Annotated in this window: 19 protein-coding genes; 6 read left to right on the forward strand and 13 right to left on the reverse strand. The window is 74.1% G+C overall.

Annotated features, from left to right (window positions below):
• Positions 1 to 119 precede the first annotated feature (119 nt).
• The 7 genes from ACFVYI_RS33395 to ACFVYI_RS33425 form a co-directional block, all read right to left on the reverse strand.
• A complete protein-coding gene (locus ACFVYI_RS33395) occupies positions 120 to 620 on the reverse strand; it encodes a hypothetical protein (protein ID WP_387892526.1) in 501 nt (166 codons plus the stop codon).
• On the reverse strand, positions 617 to 1,006 hold the full coding sequence (locus tag ACFVYI_RS33400; protein WP_387892528.1) for a hypothetical protein: 390 nt from the start codon (positions 1,004 to 1,006) through the stop codon (positions 617 to 619). Before ACFVYI_RS33400 ends, ACFVYI_RS33395 begins: the two co-directional genes overlap by 4 nt.
• Entirely contained in the window at positions 1,003 to 2,562 is a 1,560-nt protein-coding gene (locus tag ACFVYI_RS33405) for a hypothetical protein (RefSeq protein WP_387892530.1), read from the reverse strand. Before ACFVYI_RS33405 ends, ACFVYI_RS33400 begins: the two co-directional genes overlap by 4 nt.
• On the reverse strand, positions 2,559 to 2,903 hold the full coding sequence (locus ACFVYI_RS33410; protein ID WP_387892532.1) for a type VII secretion target: 345 nt from the start codon (positions 2,901 to 2,903) through the stop codon (positions 2,559 to 2,561). Before ACFVYI_RS33410 ends, ACFVYI_RS33405 begins: the two co-directional genes overlap by 4 nt.
• 112 nt (positions 2,904 to 3,015) lie before the next feature.
• Positions 3,016 to 4,437: an MFS transporter gene (locus ACFVYI_RS33415; protein ID WP_387892534.1), complete on the reverse strand. Its 1,422-nt coding sequence runs from the start codon at positions 4,435 to 4,437 to the stop codon at positions 3,016 to 3,018.
• Between the two features lie 232 nt (positions 4,438 to 4,669).
• Positions 4,670 to 5,617 carry an ABC transporter substrate-binding protein gene (locus ACFVYI_RS33420; RefSeq protein WP_387892536.1) on the reverse strand — a complete coding sequence of 316 codons (948 nt, stop codon included), beginning with the start codon at positions 5,615 to 5,617 and terminating at the stop codon, positions 4,670 to 4,672.
• 98 nt (positions 5,618 to 5,715) lie between these two features.
• The gene (locus tag ACFVYI_RS33425; RefSeq protein WP_387892538.1) at positions 5,716 to 6,522 is read right to left on the reverse strand and encodes a MerR family transcriptional regulator; all 807 of its coding nucleotides are present in this window, start codon (positions 6,520 to 6,522) and stop codon (positions 5,716 to 5,718) included.
• A 189-nt stretch (positions 6,523 to 6,711) separates the two neighbouring features.
• Here ACFVYI_RS33425 and ACFVYI_RS33430 point away from each other — a divergent pair, with 189 nt between their 5' ends.
• From ACFVYI_RS33430 to ACFVYI_RS33440, 3 genes are read left to right on the forward strand one after another with little or no spacing between them, the layout of a single operon-like run.
• The gene (locus ACFVYI_RS33430; RefSeq protein ID WP_387892540.1) at positions 6,712 to 8,382 is read left to right on the forward strand and encodes a flavin-containing monooxygenase; all 1,671 of its coding nucleotides are present in this window, start codon (positions 6,712 to 6,714) and stop codon (positions 8,380 to 8,382) included.
• Positions 8,379 to 9,344 (forward strand): alpha/beta fold hydrolase, encoded by a 966-nt coding sequence (locus ACFVYI_RS33435; protein ID WP_387892542.1) that lies wholly within the window; start codon positions 8,379 to 8,381, stop codon positions 9,342 to 9,344. The genes ACFVYI_RS33430 and ACFVYI_RS33435 overlap by 4 nt, the downstream gene beginning before the upstream one ends.
• Positions 9,341 to 10,234 (forward strand): SDR family oxidoreductase, encoded by an 894-nt coding sequence (locus tag ACFVYI_RS33440; RefSeq protein WP_387892544.1) that lies wholly within the window; start codon positions 9,341 to 9,343, stop codon positions 10,232 to 10,234. The genes ACFVYI_RS33435 and ACFVYI_RS33440 overlap by 4 nt, the downstream gene beginning before the upstream one ends.
• Before the next feature lie 112 nt (positions 10,235 to 10,346).
• Here the strand turns inward: ACFVYI_RS33440 and ACFVYI_RS33445 are convergent, their stop codons facing one another.
• From ACFVYI_RS33445 to ACFVYI_RS33460, 4 genes are all read right to left on the reverse strand, one after another.
• Positions 10,347 to 11,453, reverse strand: coding sequence for a serine hydrolase domain-containing protein (locus ACFVYI_RS33445; RefSeq protein ID WP_387892546.1), 1,107 nt, complete (start codon positions 11,451 to 11,453; stop codon positions 10,347 to 10,349).
• 5 nt (positions 11,454 to 11,458) lie between these two features.
• Complete coding sequence (locus ACFVYI_RS33450; RefSeq protein WP_387892548.1) at positions 11,459 to 12,397, reverse strand: DUF6895 family protein; 939 nt, start codon at positions 12,395 to 12,397, stop codon at positions 11,459 to 11,461.
• A complete protein-coding gene (locus ACFVYI_RS33455; protein ID WP_387892550.1) occupies positions 12,394 to 13,215 on the reverse strand; it encodes a hypothetical protein in 822 nt (273 codons plus the stop codon). Before ACFVYI_RS33455 ends, ACFVYI_RS33450 begins: the two co-directional genes overlap by 4 nt.
• Positions 13,216 to 13,308: 93 nt before the next feature.
• Positions 13,309 to 13,506 (reverse strand): hypothetical protein, encoded by a 198-nt coding sequence (locus ACFVYI_RS33460; RefSeq protein ID WP_387892552.1) that lies wholly within the window; start codon positions 13,504 to 13,506, stop codon positions 13,309 to 13,311.
• A 188-nt stretch (positions 13,507 to 13,694) separates the two neighbouring features.
• Between ACFVYI_RS33460 and ACFVYI_RS33465 the strand changes: the two genes are divergently transcribed.
• Positions 13,695 to 14,471, forward strand: coding sequence for an SDR family NAD(P)-dependent oxidoreductase (locus ACFVYI_RS33465; protein ID WP_387892554.1), 777 nt, complete (start codon positions 13,695 to 13,697; stop codon positions 14,469 to 14,471).
• Positions 14,472 to 14,682: 211 nt separating this feature from the next.
• Complete coding sequence (locus ACFVYI_RS33470; protein WP_387892556.1) at positions 14,683 to 16,500, forward strand: ABC transporter ATP-binding protein; 1,818 nt, start codon at positions 14,683 to 14,685, stop codon at positions 16,498 to 16,500.
• A 75-nt stretch (positions 16,501 to 16,575) separates the two neighbouring features.
• Here the strand turns inward: ACFVYI_RS33470 and ACFVYI_RS33475 are convergent, their stop codons facing one another.
• Complete coding sequence (locus tag ACFVYI_RS33475; protein WP_360632143.1) at positions 16,576 to 17,244, reverse strand: lysophospholipid acyltransferase family protein; 669 nt, start codon at positions 17,242 to 17,244, stop codon at positions 16,576 to 16,578.
• Between the two features lie 238 nt (positions 17,245 to 17,482).
• Between ACFVYI_RS33475 and ACFVYI_RS33480 the strand changes: the two genes are divergently transcribed.
• Positions 17,483 to 17,695, forward strand: coding sequence for an EF-hand domain-containing protein (locus ACFVYI_RS33480; protein WP_387892558.1), 213 nt, complete (start codon positions 17,483 to 17,485; stop codon positions 17,693 to 17,695).
• A gap of 107 nt (positions 17,696 to 17,802) precedes the next feature.
• On the opposite strand, the gene ACFVYI_RS33485 is transcribed toward ACFVYI_RS33480, so the two are convergent.
• Positions 17,803 to 20,001 (reverse strand): CDP-glycerol glycerophosphotransferase family protein, encoded by a 2,199-nt coding sequence (locus ACFVYI_RS33485; RefSeq protein ID WP_387892560.1) that lies wholly within the window; start codon positions 19,999 to 20,001, stop codon positions 17,803 to 17,805.
• Positions 20,002 to 20,214 lie beyond the last annotated feature (213 nt).

Genomic DNA, 20,214 nt, shown 5'->3' on the forward strand with positions numbered 1-20,214 from the left:
CCACCCCGGCCCGGGCCGCCGGGCCCCGGGTCTCCACACCGGGGTCCCCCACAGCGGGCCGCGGCCGGGGGTGCCGCGGGCGCGGCCGCGCCGCCCGGGGGCGGGCCGCGGCCCGCCGGTCAGCCGACGGTGACCCGGACGTCCTTGACCGCCAGCGCCTTGCAGGAGGCGGCGTTGCCCGGCTCCTTGCAGGAGGCGCGGTCGACGTAGCGCCAGGTGAGCGTGGTGCTGCCGGCGGCGGTCGCGGTCCAGGTCTGGCGGACGGTGTGGCCGCAGCCGGCGGAGTCGGGCGGGCAGCTGCTCAGCTTGGCGTCGGCGCCCCGGCGCAGCACGGCCGGGTCGCCCTCACCGGACAGCTGCCAGCCGTGCGGGAGCGGGGCGGAGGTCAGGCTGACGCCGACCGAGCCGCCGACGGCCAGGTGGACGTCGGCCGGCTCGAAGGCGGGCTTCGTGCCGCCGCCCACGGCCTCCGCCTCCTGGTCGGCGGGCAGCGCGAGGGCGGTGTCCGGCTGCTTGTCGGACGACGACCCGCCGGAGGACGAGCACCCGGCCACCGGCGCCAGCACCAGCAGGGCGGCCGCCGCGAGGGCGAGCGGGCGGGGGAGGGAGCGGACGGTCACTCGGCGCCCGCCTCCCGGGCGTTGCGACGCAGCTCGATCAGCGCCGCGACCTCCGCCAGCCAGCGCGCGAACAGGTGCTCGCGCCCGAGGTCGGCGCCGCTCGCGGCGGCGGCCTGCAGCCACTCGCGGACGACGGTCCGGCCGGGCTCGCCGATGACGGGCTGGGGCAGCGCGAGGGCGGCCGCGAATCCGCCGGCGCGGACGTGCTGGGCGAGGAAGCCCAGCGGGTACGGGCCGATGTTCGCCGCCTCGGCCCGGTGGGCGGCGGCGATGGCGGCCTCGGTGAACAGGGCCTGACGCGGGCCGCCGGTGAGCAGCAGGCCACGGGTGATGGCGGCGGGGACGTCGAGGTCCGCGAGTTCGGCGTCCGGGCGGACGTTCGTCATTTCGGCAGCTCCAGCGCGGTCGACTTGTTCAGGGGGTGTTCGCCGGGGGTCAGTCCGCCGAGCTGGCTGTTGACGAACTGCTCCTCGGTCACCCAGGAGGTGAAGCCCCAGGGGTTGTAGACCTGCAGCTTGTCACCGTCCCGCCCGATGATCATCATCTGGTGGCCCGAGTCGTCGTTCCGCACGGTGATCGGGACGGGCAGGCCCTCGTCGACGGACTTCTCGATCCGTGCCAGCGCCTTCCGGCGGTCCTCGTCGCTCTCCAGCTCGACGTGCTCGTAGTCGGCGCCGGTGGCCTTGCCGAGGTCCTTGTCGGCCAGGTAGGTCTGGGCCTTGTCGCCGAGACCGCTGTCCACCTGCGGGTAGACCTTCTTGTTCCCGTCGACCCGCTGGCCGTCCTTGTACTCGTTGATGTACGTGTCCTGCAGCCGCTTCTCGAAGTTCTCCGGGGAGTCGGCGCCGGGGACGTCCGGCGTGCCGCCGGTGGTCAGCTGGAGCATCAGCATCGGGTCCAGCTTGGCCTGGGCGATCACCGTGGAGGCCGCCACGCAGTCGCCGACGTTGCGCTGCGAATAGAGGTTGTAGCCCTCGATGTTGACGTTCTGGCCGCCGTAGGTGACGTCGATGTTGTCCGAGGACTCCCGGCCGGTGTCGCCGGTGCTGGTCGCCGGCACGAGGTGCTTGGCGAGCCAGGCCGGGTCGTCGCCGTGCGGGTGGATCTGGGCGTCGAACTGCTGGATGTCGGCGACCGAGTGCCCGGAGGCCAGCGCCTTCCAGAGGTAGGCCGCCTCCTCGGGGGACTTCGCCCCGGACAGCAGGGCGCGGAACGCCGCCTGGTCGGCACCGGTCATCACGCCGAGGGTCTGGTTGGCCCGGTCGAGCTGGTTGGGCGTGAGGATGTAGCCGCCGTCCTCGCCCGCGCCGGGGTTCTTCTCGGTGGCCAGGACCACCGCCGCCAGCGGGTCGAGCGAGCCCATCCCGGCGCGCGAGGCGCGCGCCATGGACGCCAGCTGGTTCAGCTTGCTGGCGGTGCTGGTGCCGGTGTTCTCCACCCGCCGGGCCGCCGCGAGCCGGGCGTCGACGCCGGCCAGCGCGGTCGCCATCGCGTCCTGGTCGAAGCCGCCCGGATCCTCCCGGGCCCGCTCGTCGGCGGACTGCAGCTGCTGACGGCCCTGGGCGTCGGTCTTCTTCGCCCAGTCCAGCTCGCTCGCCCAGGTGTCCAGCAGCACGGCCGCCTGGGCGAGGGTCTGCTGGGAGGTGGTGGTCTCCTCCGACATCGCGTGGATCGCCTGGGTGGCGTGCTCCGCCACCGAGCCGCTCCAGACCGCGGGCAGCTGGTTGACGGCTATCCCCGCGAGGTCCTGCGAGGCCTGGCCGAACGAGGCGGCCGCCCGGCCGTAGTCCTTGGCCCGGGCCTGGATCGCACTCACGTCACCGACCGGCTCCGGCACGGCCAGCGCCTGCTCGATCCCCTGCAGCAGGTGGAGGTTGGCGAACATGAAGTTCACCTTCTCGATGGTGTGCCGGGCCTTCTCCAGATCCTTGACCTTGCTCACCGGCCGCCACCCGCCGGCACCAGCGAAGCCGTGATGGCCTTCTCCGCGTTGCGGTAGTTCGCCGTGGTGGTCGACATCTTCTGTGACAGCTCGTCGAGTGCGCGCTGCGTGACGGTGATCTCCTTCGACCAGGCGCTGTCGAAGGCGGACCACGCGTTGTCCACGCCGAACTCACCGAACGCGGTGGGCGCGTAGCAGACCGAGCCCGCGTAGGCGGTCTTGGCCGTGGCGATGTCCGTCGCCGTCTTGTTCAGCTGCTCCGTGACGCCGCTCAGGCCGGCCACGCTGACGCCGTATCCGTCCCCGCCGCCGCCGGCGCCCGGCGCTGCTCCGTCGCTCATGTTCCCCGTTCCCCCGTCTCCCGGTCCGTCAGTCCACATGTCGCGGATGCCCGCGCGACGGTACGGCGCGGACACCGGGGAGAGAGCCTAACCTGTGGTGGGGGATCCGGTGTTACGCCCGGGAGGGCCGCATCGGCTCCTCGTTCTCTTCGCGGCGGGTACGCGTCGGCTCCATGTCCTGCGCGGAATCCGCGCCCCGGCTTGGGGCGGCCTTTGACATCGGCGCCGCGCCCGGTACGGGGCCCGCGTCGCCGGCCGGACCCGCGTCGCTCGCCGACCTCGCGTCACCTGCCGACCTCGTGCCACCCGCCGGCGCCGCAGCGTTCGCCGCCCCCGTGCCGCGGCGGGGGTAGCGGCGGTCGGTGGCCGTGGACGCGGCGAGCAGCAGGGCGGCCGCCGCGGCGACCACGGTGATCCGGAACGGCGCGTCGGGCGCGAGGTGGTCGGCCGCCCAGCCGCCGAGGAACGTCCCCGCCGACTGGGCCAGGATGATCGCGCTGACCAGCGCCGCCATCGCCTCGCCGAGCCGCGCCGTCGGCACGGTCCGTTCCACCAGGCCGAACATGGTGATCATCTGGGGCGCGACGGCCACGCCCAGGCACCCGACGGCCGCGGCCAGGGCGGCCACGCCACCGCCGGAGAAGAGCAGCAGCACGGAGGTGGCGAAGAGCAGGACCGTCCCGGCCCGCAGGCGGGCCGCCAGCTCCCAGCGGGCCGGCAGGGCGGCGGTGGCGATGCCCGCGAAGGCGCTGGTGAAGCCCATGAAGCCGTAGATCAGCCCGGCCGCGCCCGGCTGCCCGAGCGCGTCCGTGGTGGCGGTGACCCCGACCTGCACCGAGCCGAAGCAGGCGCCCAGCAGTGCCATTCCGGCCAGCAGCAGCACGTACGGGGCGCTCACCAGGCGTTCGGCAGGGCGCAGTCGGGAGCCGCGCCCCGTCCCGGGCGGCGCGGTCGGGTGCAGCGCGAACAGGGTGGCGCCGACGCCGACCAGCGCGGCCGCCGTGAGCAGTCCGACGGCGGGGGAGGCCAGTGTGGCGAGCAGGCCGACCAGGGCCGGCCCGGCGGTGAAGCTGATCTCGTCCACGATGCCGTCCAGCGAGAGCATCGAGGACGTCAACTCCGCGTCCCCGCCCGCCAGCCGGACCCAGCGGCTGCGCGAGAGCGGTCCGACCAGCGGGGCCGAGAGCCCGATCAGCGCGGCCGGGGCGATCTGCGGACCGAGCGGCAGGCCGCTCTCGGACGCGGCGACCAGCGCGACGATCGCGACCGTGTTGACGATCGCGGTGACCAGCCCGACGGTGCGCTGTCCGCGCCGGTCCGCGAGCCGGCCGACCAGCGGCCCGCCGACCGCCTGCCCGACGGCCAGCGCCCCGGCCACCACCGAGCCGCGCCAGACGCTGTCGGTGTTCCGGGTGACCAGCAGCAGGGTGCCGATCGGGCACATCGCGTTCGGCAGCCGGCCGAGCAGCGACCAGAGCAGGACCCCACCGCCCGTCAGCTGCGCCGCCGAGCGGAACTTCGTGACCACGGACATCGTGCCGACCCCCACACGGAGCCGGAGTGGGCGCCCGCCTCCCACCACCGGCCCGACCTGGTGGCAGCGGCCTGCGGGTGAGCTCCGACCGTACGGCCCGGATGATCAACCGGGTAACCGTACGATCACCCAGCGCAGTCGAATCGAGGCGCTCGGTCACCTTGGAGGACCACCCAACGGCGGGCCGCCCACCGGCCGATGGGCGTCCGGCCCGCCGCCCGCCCGGCTCGGCTCAGCCGGCCAGGTTCGTGCGGATCTGGTCCAGGATCAGCCTCGCGCCCGTGTAACCGATGCCGAGCATCCAGAGGCCGTCGTCCACCTGGTACACCCGCCCGGCGCGCACCGCGTCCAGGTTCTTCCAGAGCGCCCCCTCGACGATCCTGGACCGGTCCGACTTGGCCGCGTCGCCGTACACCGAGTAGAAGATGACGTCGGCGGCCGCCTGGTCGACCTGCTCGGGGCTGATCTCGATCGAGAAGCCGGGCTTGTCCTGGTTGGCCGGCCGGCCCGCGCCGAGGTCCTTGAAGAGCGAGCCGACGAAGGTGTCGTTCAGGTAGAGCCGGGTGGGCGCGCCGGCCAGGAAGCGGGCCATCTCCACCCTGGTGGCCGCCGCCTTCGCCGGCCCGCCGAGGGCGGTGACCACGTCGGCCACCGCGGCCCGGTACGCCGACTCCACGGCCGCGGCCTCGCTCAGGCGGCCCAGGGCCTCGGCGTGCAGCCGGGCGTTCTCCTTCCAGGCGGGTCCGGTGGTGCCGGTCAGGACGGTCGGCGCGATCTTCGACAGTTCGTCGTACCGCTTGTCGTCACGGACCTGGTTGCTCAGGATCAGGTCCGGCTTCAGCGCGGCGATGCTCTCCAGGTTGGGCTGGCCGATGGTGCCGATGGCCTTGGTCCCGGCCAGCCGTTCGGCCGGCAGGTAGCCGGAGAACGGCGCGCCCTCGGCGACGGTGGTGGCGCCGACCGGGGTGAGGCCGAGCGTGACGGCGGAGTCCAGGGCGTCGGTGTCCAGCACGACGACCCGGGCGGCGCGCTCCGGGACCGTGCTCTCGCCGCGCGCGTGCCGCACGACGCGGGCGCCGGCCGGCGCGGCCCCCGGTCGGCTCCCGGGCGAGCCGCAGGCGGCGAGCGCCAGTCCGGAGGCGAGGGTGAGCACGGTGCGGCGGGTGAGGGCAGGGAGCATCGGGCGACTCCGATCCGGCGGGCGGCGAGGCGCCCCGATCCCTGCCCGCCGGCGGGTGCGGCTACGCCTGCGGGCGGGGCGCGCCGGTCGGCCGGCGGTCAGTCCTCGGTGAGCTCCCGGCCGTCCTCGCGCTGCTCAAGCCGTTGCCGCAGGAGTTCGTCGTACTCGGCGTGCACCCGCCGGTCCATGGCCAGGGCGAACTGGGCGTCCGTGACCGTCCGGGCCAGCGGTCGCACGCGCAGGATCTGCTCGGTGAGGCGGGCCGCCTCGCCGGGTGCCAGCGGGGTGTCGGCGGCGAGCGGGCCGAGGAGCTGGTCGCGGACCAGCGCGGTGAAGATCTCGGCGATCGCGTCCACGTGGTCCTGGGTGCGGCGGCTCGCCTCCAGGACGAGCGTGAGCGGCACCCCCTCGGCGACCAGGGCGGTCGTGGCGTCCATCAGCCGGCGGCTGACGTGGGTGATCCCGTCCTCCTCCACCGTGATGTAGCCCTGGGCGATGGACTCGGCGGTGTTCTCCTCGGTGAGCTGGTCGCCGAAGGTGGCCTTCAGCTCGTCCCAGTCCAGGTGGACCGGCGTCTCGTCCGACCAGGGCGCGACGATCGCCGCCTCCAGGCCGATCAGCTCGGCGACGTCCCGGCCGCTCTCGCCGGCGCCGATCAGCTCGGCGATCCCGCCCAGGGCGTGGCCGCGCTCCAGCAGCTCGGCGATCACCCGCAGCCGGGCCAGGTGGGCCTCGCCGTACCAGGCGATCCGGCCCTCCTTGCGCGGCGGCTGGAGCAGTTTGCGCTCGCGGTAGAAGCGCAGCGTCCGGGTGGTGATGCCGGCCGCCTCGGCCAGGTCCTCCACCCGGTACTCGCGTCGTCCGTCGCCCGCTGCTGCTCTGACCTTGTCCACGGCGCTCAGCATAGGACCGGCGATCGCCGAAGTGACGCGGCCGGGCTTCTTCCCTCCGCTGTCGGCAAGGGCTACTCTGCCAATCGTGCCAGTGATTGCTGGCATGGTTATCGCGACGGCATGACGGCACCATGGCAGGACGCACGACGGCACGTCGCGGCAGTGCGCACCTCACGGCCCCCACCCTCAGGAGGACGCCGCATGGCATCCAGCACCAAGCGCCCCCGCCCCGACGCGTCCGACCGGGACTCCCTCGACGCCCCGACCGGCCGGGCCGACGCGGGCCCGGTGACAGAGGCCACCGCGACCGCGGCGGTCGGCCCGACGCCGGCCCCCGCCGAACCGGACGCCCCCGCCGCGCCCGACGTCCCGCACGTCCGGGTGGCCGTCATCGGCTCCGGCTTCGGCGGCATCGGCGCCGGTGTCCGGCTGCGCCGCGCCGGCATCACCGACTTCGTCATCCTGGAGCGCGCCGACTCGGTCGGCGGCACCTGGCGGGACAACAGCTACCCCGGCTGCGCCTGCGACGTGCCCTCCCACCTGTACTCCTTCTCCTTCGCGCCGAACCCCGACTGGCCGCGCAGCTTCTCCGGCCAGCCCGACATCCGCGCCTACCTGGAGAAGGTCACCGACGTCTTCGGCATCCGCCCGCACCTGCGCTTCAACGCGGAGGTCACCGAGGCGCGCTGGGAGGCCGACCGGACCCGCTGGCGGGTCACCACCACGGCCGGTCAGTGGACCGCCGACGCCGTCGTCTCCGCCGCCGGCCCGCTCGCCGACCCGCAGATCCCCGACCTGCCGGGCCTGGACTCCTTCACCGGCAAGGTGTTCCACTCCTCCCGCTGGGACCACGACTACGACCTCGCCGGCAAGCGGGTCGCGATGGTCGGCACCGGCGCCTCCGCCGCCCAGATCATCCCGAACATCCAGCCGCGGGTCGGCCGGCTGACGGTCTTCCAGCGCACCCCGGCCTGGGTCCTGCCGCGCCGGGACCGCGCGATCACCGAGGCCGAGAAGTGGCTGCACAACCGGCTGCCCGTCACCACCAAGCTGCGCCGGGGCACCCTGTTCGCGCTCCGGGAGCTCCAGGTGGACGCCTTCGTCCGCCGGCCCGGTCTGCTGAAGGTGGTCCAGCAGCTCGCCGAGCGGCACATCGCGCAGGGCGTCGCCGACCCCGCGCTGCGCGCCAAGCTGACGCCGGACTACCGGATCGGCTGCAAGCGCATCCTGCTCAGCAACACGTACTACCCGGCGCTCGCCGCCGCCAACACCGAGGTGGTCGCCGCCGGGCTGCGCGAGGTGCGCGGCTCGACCCTGGTCGCCGCCGACGGCAGCGAGCACGAGGTGGACGCGATCGTCTTCGGCACCGGCTTCCACGTCACCGACATGCCCATCGGCGCCCGGGTGTTCGGGGTCGACGGCACCAGCCTGGCGCAGGAGTGGAAGGACGGCATGGAGGCGCTGCGCGGCTCCACCGTGCGAGGCTTCCCGAACCTCTTCTTCGTGATCGGCCCCAACACCGGTCTCGGCAACAGCTCGATGATCCTGATGATCGAGTCCCAGCTGAACTACCTGGTCGACGCCCTCACCACGCTCGGCTCGGTCGGGGCCACCGCGATGCAGCCGACCGCACGCGCCCAGCGGCACTGGAACCTCGAACTCCAGCACCGGATGGACCGCACCGTCTGGACCACCGGCGGCTGCCGCAGCTGGTACCTGGACAGCAGCGGCAAGAACACCGTGCTCTGGCCCGGTTCCACCACCTCGTTCCGCCGCGCCACCCGCAAGGTCGACCTCGCCGAGTACGAGCTGATCATGCGGACCGTGCCGGCCTCCCGGGCGGCCGCCGCGCCCGAGGAGGCCCTCGCATGAGCCCCGCGATCCCCGCCGACTGCGTCCTGCCCGCTCCCGCCGAGGAGTTGGAGATCCGCTCGGCGGACGGGAGCCGGCTGCACGCCGAGATCCACGGGCAGCCCGGTGCCCCGACCGTCGTGCTCGCCCACGGCTGGACCTGCTCGACCGCCTTCTGGGCGCCGGTGATCAACCGACTCGCCGACCGCTACCGGGTGGTGGCCTACGACCAGCGCGGCCACGGCCGCAGCGAAGTCCCGCCCAGCCGGATCCGCTACTCCACCCGGGCGCTCGCCGAGGACCTCTGCGCCGTGCTCACCCGGACCGTCCCGGCGGGGGAGCGGGCCGTCCTGGTTGGCCACAGCATGGGCGGCATGACCGTGATGGCCGCCGCCGGCCGCCCCGAGGTCACCGAGCGCACCGCCGCCGCGGTGCTGGTCTCCACCGGCGCGGCCGACCTGGTGGCCGAGCTGCGCGTGCTGCCGGAGGCGGTGCGCTCCCCACGGCTGCGCCGCTTCCTGCACCGGCAGGGGCTGCGCTCGCGGCTGCCGCTCGGGCCGGTCGGCCCGCTCAGCCGGGCCGCCCTCAAGTACGGCACCATGGGCCCGGCTTCGGCCGCCGACCGGGTCGAGGCGACGGCCCGGATCGTGCACGCCTGCCCGACCGTCGTCAGGGCCCGCTGGGCCGGCGTCCTGGACGTGCTGGACGTCCGCGCCGGGCTGGCGCGGCTCACGGTGCCGACCGCAGTCGTGGTCGGCACCGACGACCGGCTGACCCCGCCGGTGCACGCGCACCGGATCGTCGCCGCGCTGCCCGATCCGCAGGGCCTGCTCCTGCTGCCCGGGGTCGGCCACATGGCACCGATCGAGCGGCCCGCCGAGGTCGCCGCCGAGATCGACCGGCTCGCGGCCGCCCATCTGCCCGCAGTCGCCCGCCCGGCCGCCGCCCACCGTCCTTCCCCCCAGAGGAGCGTGACCGCATGAGCGCCACCTTGCCGCTGTCCGCACAGGTCGTCGTCGTCACGGGTGCCGCGCGCGGTGTCGGCGCCGCCCTGGCCCGCAAGCTCACCCTGCAGGGCGCCAAGGTCGCCCTGCTCGGCCTGGAGCCGGCCGAGCTCAAGGACGTCGCCGCGCTCTGCGGCCCGGGCGCCACCGCCTGGGAGGCCGACGTCACCGACATCGAGGCGCTCACCGAGACCGCCCGGCAGATCAAGGAGCACTACGGCCGGATCGACGTGGTGGTCGCCAACGCGGGCATCGCCATCGGCGGGCCGCTGCTGGACAGCGACCACCGGGCGTTCAGCCGGGTGATCGAGGTGAACCTGCTCGGCAGCGTGGCCACCGCGCGCGCGTTCCTCCCGGCCCTCGCCGAGAGCCGCGGCTACCTGCTCCAGATCGCCTCGCTCGCCGCGCTCACGCCCGCCCCGCTGATGAGCGCGTACTGCGCCAGCAAGTCCGGCGTGGAGGCCTTCGCCCACTCGATCCGCGCCGAGGTCGCCTACCAGGGCGTCAAGGTCGGTGTCGGTTACCTGAGTTGGACCGACACCGACATGGTCCGCGGCGCCGACCAGGACGCCGTCCTCAAGCAGATGCGCGACCGCCTGCCCTGGCCGGCCAACAGGACGTACCCGCTGGGCCCGGCCGTGGACCGTCTGGTCGCCGGCATCGCCCGCCGCTCCGCCCACGTCTACGCCCAGCCCTGGCTGCGCGGCATGCAGCCGGTCCGCTGGATCCTGCCCTCGCTGATCGCCGCCGTCGGCTCCCGCGACATGGCCAGGCTCGCCCCGCAACTGGCCGCCACCGCCGCCTCCCGGCTCCGCCCGGTGGGCGCCGGCGGCGCCGCCGACAGCGCCGCGCACCCCGAGAAGCGCTGACCGCCCAGGCCCGGCCGGCCCCGCGCGACGGGGGCGGCCGGGCCTCGGCGCGCAGTGGCCCGCACCCGCCTGCCGCCGGCCCGCACCCGCCTGCCGCCCCGTTCGGTGCCGCTCAGTCCGTCGGCTTCGCGAGCTCTTTCAGAATGTCGTACGCCGACTGCACGAAGCGTCCGTCGAGGGCCGGGCCGGTGTTGGTGAGGGCGGCGACCGCCGTCGCGGTCTGCGGGCAGAAGCCGACCACGACGGTGAACCCGCGGGTGGCGCCGGAGTGGAAGTAGAGGTCGCGGCCGTCCGCGGTGCCGCGCAGGTTCCAGACCAGCCCGAGTCGGTCCGTCGAACGTGCCGGCCGAAGCCGCGGGCGCTGGACGTCGCGCAGCGCGCGCCCCAACTCGCCTTCGCCCGGCGATAGATGGGCGCGTAGGAAGCGCAGCACATCGGCGCCGCCGGCCCGGATGGCGCCCGCGCCCGGCAGCCCGGGGATGAGCCAGGGCGGGAGCGGCCGGCCGCGCCGGTGGCCGGTGGCGCGGTGCGGGGCGTCGGGGGAGCAGGTGGCGGTGCGCAGGCCGAGCGGGCGGTGCAGGCGGTCGGCGAGCAGCTCGGCGTAGCCGGTGCGGCCCGTCTCGGCGAGCAGCCGGCCGAGCAGGCCGACTCCGTAGTTGGAGTACCCGTACCGCGCACCGGGCGCGTGGCGCACGGTGGTTCGGGCCACGCCGGCGCGCAACCGCCGGTCGTCGAAGTCGACGTACGGGTTGCTGGTCCAGGTGGGGAGGGCGGTCGTGAGCAGTCCGGGCGGGAGCTTGGGCAGGCCGGAGGTGTGGGTGGCCAGGTGCAGCAGCCGGATCGGGCCGCCGTGTCGGAGGTCCGGCGGGCGCCAGTCCGGCGGGAGGTGGCGCTCCAGCGGGTCGTCCAGGGCGAGTTCGCCCCGGGCGGCCATGACAGCGAGCAGCAGCGCGGTGAACGTCTTGGTGACGGAGCCGAGTTCGTAGACGGTGTCGGGTGTGCAGGGTTCCCCGTCGCGGGCGGTCCGTCCGTGGCAGTGGACGGCGGTCCGGTCGCCCTGGGCCACGGCCAGCGTGACGGCGGTGGCGTACGGTGCGGCGGCCCGGACCAGGGCGGGGACGTGGTCCGCGCCCGGACCGCTGAAGACCGCCCCGCCTCCCGGCGCCACGGCCCGCCGGGAGGTGCGGTCCGGGCCGGTCACCGTGTCCGGTTCGGCCATCGCGTTCAGGCCGCGACCGCGGCGCCGCCGAGCGCCCGGGACAGGGTGACGGTGCCGGCCACCACCGCGACGACGGCGGTGTGCTCGTGGTCGCGGAAGGCCTGCTCGGGGTCGTCCGAGACCGGTTCGGCGCTCTCGCGCGGGATCAGCCCGTCCTCGCGCTGGATCGCGGCCAGCGCCTCCCAGCCCTGCGTGCCGGTGACGGGCTCCCCGACGCACGAGTCGACCACCAGCAGCTCGCCGACGAGGTCCCACTGGCCGACCTCCAGCCAGGTGTCGACCCAGACCGGCAGCCAGTCGCGGACGTAGTCGCGCATCGGTTCGGGCATGCCCTCGGGCCGGGCGCCCCAGTCGGTGAGGTGGAACACGGCGTGGGTGATGTGGTAGCCGGTCAGCCAGTCGATCGCCCAGGGCTCCGGCGTGGCGCCGAGCCAGGTCCGGGCGGTGAGGGCGTCCCAGTCGTCGGGCTGGTTGCGCAGTCCGATCACCCGGCGCGCGTTGGCGAGGGCGAGCCGCCGGTTGGGCATCATCTCGATGGCCTGGATCCCGCGGACCTTCGTCAGGGATTCCAGCAACTCCTCCAGCGGGGCGTGCCGGTAGCCGGCCCGGGCGAAGTGGACGTACGTCTCCAGCGGGTCGGTCATCACCGGGTAGCGCAGCAGCCGCTCGTACAGGAGGTTGCCCTCCCGCAGCTGGGACCAGCCGAAGTCCAGGAGTTCGCGGGCGATGCGGGCGTCGTGCGGGCCGGTGACGCCGTCCCGCAGGACGAGTGACGCGGCCAGGGCGGACTCGGCGAGCGGCTTGTAGGCGTTGTTCGGATCGGCCAGGTCGATGGTGACGTCGTCGGGGAGCCGGCCGAAGCCGCGCTCGTGGCAACTGTGCAGCCAGGCCATCGCGCGGGAGCCCAACTGCTGTGCGGCGGAGAGGAGCTGATGGTCGGTCATGAGGCTGCTCCGCTCAGCAGGTGGTCGGCGACGGCGAGTTCGAGGGCGGTGCGGGCGCTGCCGTCACCCACGGCCCGGATCCGGTCCAGCATGGGCTCGACCTCCAGGGGCAGCGGCCGTCCGTCGGCGGCGAGCCAGGCGAGCCATCGGGTCAGCCGGGCGGCGACCCGGTAGTCGCAGCGCAGCAGCGAACGGACGGCGCCGCGGGCCAGGTCGAGGGTGTGCTCGCGGGCCGCGTCGTGCAGGGGCCCGTCCAGGCCGGGGAGGGCGAGGGCCGACAGCTGGGCCATCCGGACCGACCAGGCCTGCCAGGCGTAGGGCTCCGGCCGAGGGGCGTGGCCGGGGTGTGGCGTGCCCCGGTCCTGCGCCGGGTCGCCGGCCGGTTCGGGGAACGGGGGGCCGGCGACGGGGCCGGGTGTCCGGGAGAGCAGCACCGTGGTGGCCCAGTCCCGCCACGCGGCGACGAGGACGGCAGCGGCGGCCCGGTCCTCGTCGGCGGACCGGGCGGCCCCGGCGGAGGCGGGGGATCCCGGGTCGGCGGGTGCCGGGAAGGCGGCGAGCGGGAAGGCCCGGTGGGCGTCGGTCAGCAGCAGGACGGCCTGTTCGTCGGCCCCGGCCGCGCCCAGCGCCTGGGGTGCGAGCACGTCCGGCCCGAGCACCCGGGCGGCGGCGAGGACCGGGCGCGGCGCGGGCCCGGTGTCGGGTGCGGCGGGCGCGACCGCACCCCCGACTCCCCGGAGGGCGTCGAGGGTGCGGCCTGCCAGCCGCTCCACCGCCGCGGCGTATTCGTCACGGAGCGAGAGATCGGCGGTTGGCATGGTGCGTGCGTCTCCTTGAAGAGGGCTTCGCGGTGTCACGGGCGGCAGTGCGTCCGCGGACTCCGCGCGGTGCCGGGTACCGTCGGTCCCGAGTTACCGGGTCTTCTCCTTCGGCGGCTTCGGCGACAACAGCAGGGCACCTGCCAGCAGCAGCAGGGCGGCGGCTTCCGGACGGTACGTGGGCGCGTCGCTGACGGTCGCCTCGTCCTCCGTGATCAACATGCCGAGTGCGTCGAGCTCCGCCTGGGTGGCGAGCGTCGACCGCGTGGTCCGGGTGGTCTGAGTAAGCATCTGGATGCCTCCTCATCGAAGTTTCATCGCCTGGTCCGGCGATGCCCCCTTCACCGACGATAGGAGCACGAACCATCTGGCGCCACCGCTGTACTCTCCGTGACGGTCGTCACCGAGAGGTATGTCGCCGCCGCGCAGCGGAGCCGCCGGGGCTGTCGCGGATACTCGTGAGTAGATACGGTCGCTGCATGACCACCACTGCCTTGATCACCGGCGCGACCGCCGGCATCGGAGCCGCGTTCGCGCGCAGGCTCGCCCGAAGCGGCTACCGGCTCGTCCTGGTGGCCCGGGACACCGAGCGGCTGGAGCGCGCCGCCGACGACCTCCGGGCGAAGTTCGGCATCGACACCGAGGTGCTGACCGCCGACCTCGCCACCGAGGCCGGCATCGCGGCCGTCGAGACCCGGCTGGGTGACGCCGCCCATCCGGTGGACCTGCTCGTGAACAACGCCGGCTTCGGCAACAAGGGCGCCTTCCTGACCGTTCCGCTCCAGGACGAGCTGGACATGCTGAAGGTGCACGTGGAGGCGGTCCTGCGGCTCACCACGGCGGCCCTGCCCGGCATGCGCGAGCGCGGGCGCGGCGCGATCGTCAACGTCGCCTCGGTGGCGGCCTTCCTGCCGCGCGGCACGTACGGCGCCAGCAAGGCGTGGGTGGTGAGCTTCACCCAGGGCGTGATGCGCGACCTCGGCGGCAGCGGCGTGCGGCTGATGGCGCTCTGCCCGGGCTTCACCCACACCGAGTTCCACCAGCGGGCCGGCATGGGGACGGGCAACATCCCGTCCTGGGGCTGGCTGTCCGCCGAGCGGGTCGTCGACGAGGCCATGCGCGACCTGGCGCGCGGTCGTTCGCTGTCCGTCCCGAGCAAGCGCTACAAGATCGCGGTCACGATCGCCCGCCTGCTGCCGTCCGGCAAGCTCGGCGGGGTCTCCTCCAAGGCGGCGCGGACGTACCGGACCGACTGACGGGCGGCGCCGGGGGCCGGGCGGCGGGGGTGCCCGGGGCCGGGGCGGGGCTGGTGGCGGTCGCGGGAATAGAGAGAGCCTCACTATTAGCTTGGCTAACTATGAGCTATCCTCGCTATGCTGGCGGCCGCCCGACCGCCGTGCCCGCCGCACCCCCGTGCGGCGCCGTGCCCGCCGCGCGTCCGCGCGCCCGATCCAGGGAGGTCCGCCCTTGAGGCCCGACGGCATCCGATGGACCCCACCCGCCCAGGCCGAGGGCGAGCCCCGCCCGCCGGCCCAGTGGCGCCGCATCCTCGCGCTGTTCCGACCGTACTCCGGCCGGCTCACCGTGGTCGGCGCGCTGGTGGCGGCCTCCGCGGTCGTCTCGGTGGTGTCGCCGTTCCTGCTGAAGGCCGTCCTGGACACCGCCATCCCGCAGGGCCGCACCGGCCTGCTCAGCCTGCTCGCGCTCGGCATGATCGCGGCCGCCGTGATCAACAGCATCTTCAACGTGCTGCAGACGCTGATCTCCACCACCGTCGGCCAGCGCGTCATGCACGACCTGCGCACCGCCGTCTACAGTCACCTCCAGCGGATGTCGCTGGCGTTCTTCACCCGCACCCGCACCGGCGAGGTGCAGTCCCGGATCGCCAACGACATCGGCGGCATGCAGTCCACCGTGACCTCCACCGCCACCTCGCTGGTCTCCAACTTCACCAGCGTGATCGCCTCCGTGGTGGCCATGGTCGCGCTGGACTGGCGGCTCACCGTCGTCTCGCTGCTGCTCCTGCCGGTCTTCGTCTGGATCAGCCGCCGGGTCGGCAACGAGCGCAAGAAGATCACCGGCGAGCGGCAGAAGCAGCTCGCCGCGATGAGCTCGGCCGTGCAGGAGTCCCTCTCGGTCAGCGGCATCCTGCTCGGCCGTACCATGGGCCGCTCCGACTCGCTCGCCCGGGAGTTCACCGGGCAGTCCGACCAGCTCGCGGAGCTGGAGGTGCGCTCCAGCATGGCCGGGCGCTGGCGGATGAACACCATCCAGATCGTGATGGCCGCGATGCCCGCGGTGATCTACTGGGCGGCCGGTCTGGCCTCGGCCGGCGGCTCGCCGATCGTCTCGGTCGGCACCCTGGTCGCCTTCGTCTCGCTGCAGCAGGGCCTGTTCCGCCCGACCATCGGCCTGCTCTCCACCGGCGTCCAGGTGCAGACCTCGCTGGCCCTGTTCCAGCGGATCTTCGAGTACCTCGACCTCCCGGTGGAGATCGCCGAGCCCGAGCGGCCGGCCGTCCTGGAGGAGGTCCGCGGCGAGGTCCGCTTCGAGGGCGTCGAGTTCCGCTACGACCCGGAGCAGGAGCGGCCCACGCTCGCCGGGGTCGAGCTCAAGGTCCCGGCCGGCAGCTCACTCGCCGTGGTCGGCGAGACCGGCTCCGGCAAGACCACGCTCAGCTACCTCGTCCCCCGCCTCTACGACGTGACCGGCGGCCGGGTCACGATCGACGGGGTGGACGTCCGCGAGCTCTCCTTCGACTCGCTGTCCCGGGCGGTCGGCGTGGTCTCCCAGGAGACGTACCTCTTCCACGCCTCGGTCGCCGACAACCTGCGCTTCGCCAAGCCGGACGCCACCGACGAGGAACTCGTCACCGCCGCCCGGGCCGCGCAGGTCCACGACACCATCGCCGGGCTCCCGGACGGCTACGCGACCCTGGTCGGCGAGCGCGGCTACCGCTTCTCGGGAGGTGAGAAGCAGCGCCTCGCGCTGGCCCGGACCATCCTGCGCAACCCGCCCGTGCTGATCCTGGACGAGGCCACCAGCGCGCTGGACAACCGCACCGAGCACGCCGTCCAGCAGGCCATCGACACCCTCGCGGCCGGCCGGACCACCATCACCATCGCCCACCGGCTCTCCACCGTCCGCGCCGCCGACCAGATCGTCGTGCTGGACCGCGGTGAGGTCGTCGAACTGGGCAGCCACGACGAGCTGGTCGAGGCCGACGGCCGGTACGCGGCGCTGCTGCGCCGGGAGGCGCCGGCCGCCGTGCTCGGGCAGCGCTAGTCGCCGGCGGCGCGGACCGGGCCCGGGCCTACGGGGGTGGGCCGACGGGCGCGGGTCGACGGGGGTGTCCGGGGCTCAGGCGGCCTTGGGGATCTCGTTGTAGGTCTCCGCGACCTCCTGGCCGGAGAGCTGCTGGATCGCCCGCATCACCTCGTCGGTGACCTGCCGGCGGGCCTTGAGCGAACGGGCCTGGCCGTGCAGCTCGTCGAAGTGCAGCGGCTCGCCGAAGCGGACCGTCACCTTGCGCACCCGCGGGACGCGCTTGCCGATCGGGAGGATCTGGTCCGGCCCCTCCAGTGCCACCGGCACCACCGGGACGCCGGCGGTCAGGGCCAGCCAGGCCACACCGGTCTTGCCCCGGTAGAGGCGGCCGTCCAGCGAGCGGGTGCCCTCGGGGTAGATGCCGAAGGCCTTGCCGTCCTCCAGGATCTCCAGGGCCGACTCCAGCGAGGCCTGGGCGGAGCGGTAGGTGCCGCGCTCGACCGGCACGGCGCCGATCGCCTCGAAGAAGCCCTTGGACAGCGCGCCCTTCATCCCGGTGCCGGTGAAGTACTCGGCCTTGGCCAGGAAGTGCACCCGGCGCGGCGCGGTCAGCGGGATCACCACGCTGTCGATGAACGAGAGGTGATTGCTGGCCAGGATCACGCCGCCCTTGCGCGGCACGTTCTCCAGGCCCTCGATGGTCGGCCGCCAGATCCCCCGCGCGAGCGGTTTCAGCACCAGCTTGGTGACGAGATCGAGCATGGGTCCCTCCCAGGACGAGCACGCCCGAGAGGTGCCCGGGCCTGAACAGACGACGATCGGTGGTCGTTCCCCGGCCGGGCCGGGATCAGACCCGCAGACTACGACACCCACCCCCGAGCCCGTCCACTCCCGGAAACCGTGGCGCTCGCCACGGCGGGTAGGGTACGGCCGTCGGAAACGCACATCAGCAGTCATGCAGATCATCGCAGTCATGCAGTTCATTCAGGAGGGGCCACCCATGGCAGACGTCGACACCATCCGCGCGGCGTTCGACAAGTACGACGTGAACGGCAACGGCCGGATCACCGCCGCCGAGTACGCGAAGGTCGCTCGCGAGCTCGGCGACCTGACCACGTCGATCTCGATGGCCGAGACCATCATCAACCAGATGGACACCAACCACGACGGTGAGCTGACCTTCGAGGAGTTCCTGGCCGCGCGCCAGGGCTGAGTCCGCTTCGGGCGGGGCTCCGGGACTCCCGGGGCCCCGCTGCCGCGTTTCCGGGCCGTTCACTCTCGGCCGGTCGTGTCCCGGCCGGTCGGTCGCGGGCGGTCCGCTCAGGCCCCGACCGGGAACACCCGGCGGACCACCCGCTCGGCCGCCCCGCCGTCGTCCCACGGGCAGAACCGCTCCCGGAACTTCGCCCGCGCCGCCGGCTCGGGGTCGCCCGCCAGCAGCGCCGCCGCCAGCCCGTCGGCGTCCACCGTCACCGCGCCCGGCGGCTCCGCGAACAGGTCGAAGTAGACCCCGCGCACCCGCCGGTACTCCTCCCAGTCCGGCGCGAAGATCACGACCGGCCGGTCCAGCACGGCGTAGTCGAACATCATCGACGAGTAGTCCGTGACCAGGACGTCCGCCGCCAGGTAGAGGTCCTCCACGGTCGGGTGCGCCGAGACGTCCACGATCTCGGCCGCGTCCTCGCCCGCCGCCAGGTCGCCGGGGCCGCCGGTGTGGAAGTAGTGGGTGCGCACCAGCAGCGTGAAGCCCGGGCCGAGCCGCCGGGCCAGCTCGCGCACGTCCAGCAGCGGCACGTACCCGCCCCGGCCCTCGCGGTGCGTCGGCGCGTACAGCACCGCCGTGCGGCCCGGCGTCAGCCCGAACCGCGCGCGCATCGCCGACACTTCGGCCGGCGTGGTGACGGCCAGCCGGTCGTTGCGCGGGTAGCCGGTGTCCAGCATCTCGTAGCGGCCGGGGAAGGCCCGGGCGAAGTGCTCACTGGTGTGCGGGTTGGAGGAGACCAGGAAGTCCCAGCGGTCGACGGCCTCCAGCAGCCGGTCGAAGTCCATCCCGTCGGCGGCCACCGGGTGGTCCCTGAGGTCCATCCCCATCGCCTTCAGCGGCGTGCCGTGCTGCGTCTGGACGTGCACCGTCCCCGGCCGCTTCACCATGGTGCGCGGGAAGTTGACGTTGTTGACGAAGTACTTGGCGGTCGCCATCGCCTTGAGGTAGGCGGGCGTGTTGACGATCACGTACGGCACCCCGGCCGGCAGCGCGGCCGCCTGCCCGCGGTTCTCCACCACCCAGACGCCCCGTACGCCCGGGGCCAGTTCCTTCGCCTTCTCGTAGATCGCCGCCGGGCTGCACGCGTAACCCCGGTGCCAGTACGCCGCGTAGACCGCCAGGTGCTCGTCCAGCGGGAGCCGGCGGAACGCGTTGTACGCGGTGAACCGGGCGCTGCTGCGCACCCCCTTCTTCACCGCCGGGGCGACCGAGCGCGCCCCCCGCTTGAGTTCGCGGGGCAGCCGCCCGGTGCGGCGCAGCTCCGCGTAGGCGAGCCGGGCGCCGCGCGCCGCCAGCCGGTACTGCACGCCGCGCAGGCCGCCGGGGTAGTGGTAGGCGGCCGGGCGGTGACGGGCGAAGTGCTCGGCGATCCGCCGGAAGAAGTCCTTGCGCAGCTCGGTCGGGACCAGGCCCGGAGTGTCGTGGACGGTCAGTGCCTGCTGGACGGTCCGGTCGAAGACGAGGGTGCGCAGCGTGTCCGGCACCGGGCGGCCGGGCCGGTCCGGGCGGTCCAGGAAGTCGAAGATCGCGTCGTACTGGGCGAAGACGTCGGCGTGCTTGGGGGAGGCGGTGCTGGTGATCGCGCCGGGGCGGCCGCGCCGGTAGAAGTAGCAGACGCGGTCGAGGTAGCGCAGCCGTCCGGCGGCCAGCAGGGCCGGGTAGGTGACCGAGATGTCCTCGTAGAAGCCGCGCCCGAAGGAGACGCCGAGGCCGAGCAGGAAGTCGCGGCGGAACACCTTGTTCCACACCGACATCACCGTCCGGAACAGCGCGGGGTACTCCGCGAGGGTGCAGCCGTCGGCCAGCGGCGAGCCGACCAGCAGGTGGCGCCAGGGGTTGGGCTCGGTCCCGCCGTCCGGGTAGGCGTGGGTGAAGTCGGTGAGCAGCACGTCGGCGGGCGTCTCGCGGGCGCGGTCCTGCGCGAGCTCGTCGATGAGCGCGGAGACGGTGCCGCCGGGGAGCCAGTCGTCGCTGTCGACGAACCAGACGTACTCGCCGCGCACCTCGGGGAGGGCGGCGGTCCGGGCGCCGCCGAGGCCCTGGTTCTCGGTGAGGTGCAGCACGCGCAACCGGGGGTCGCGGGCCGCGTACTCGTCCAGGATCGCGCCGCAGCGATCGGGGGAGAGGTCGTCGACCGCGATCACCTCGAAGCGCGACTCCCCGGCGGGAGTGGCTTCCAGGATCGAGTCGAGGCAGCGGGGCAGGTAGCGCTCGACTCCGTGGACCGGGAGCACGATGCTGAGGAGGACTGGCACGCTGGCCGAGTCTACCGAGCGCGATCGGGCAGCGGATTCGCGCGGTACGGGGTGGGCCGCGGGGGCCGCTGGGGGGCGGGGTGCCGGGCTCTGCGCGGCGCCGGGTCCGCCGCTGCCGCCGGAGCCGCCGGTGCCGGGCCCCGTGCGGGGCGGCACCGGCAGCCTGGTGGCGGCCCGGCCGACCCTCTACGGCCGGCCGCCGGTCCGAGCGCC

The sequence above is a fragment of the Kitasatospora sp. NPDC058218 genome, from assembly GCF_042882445.1.
Classification (GTDB): domain Bacteria; phylum Actinomycetota; class Actinomycetes; order Streptomycetales; family Streptomycetaceae; genus Kitasatospora.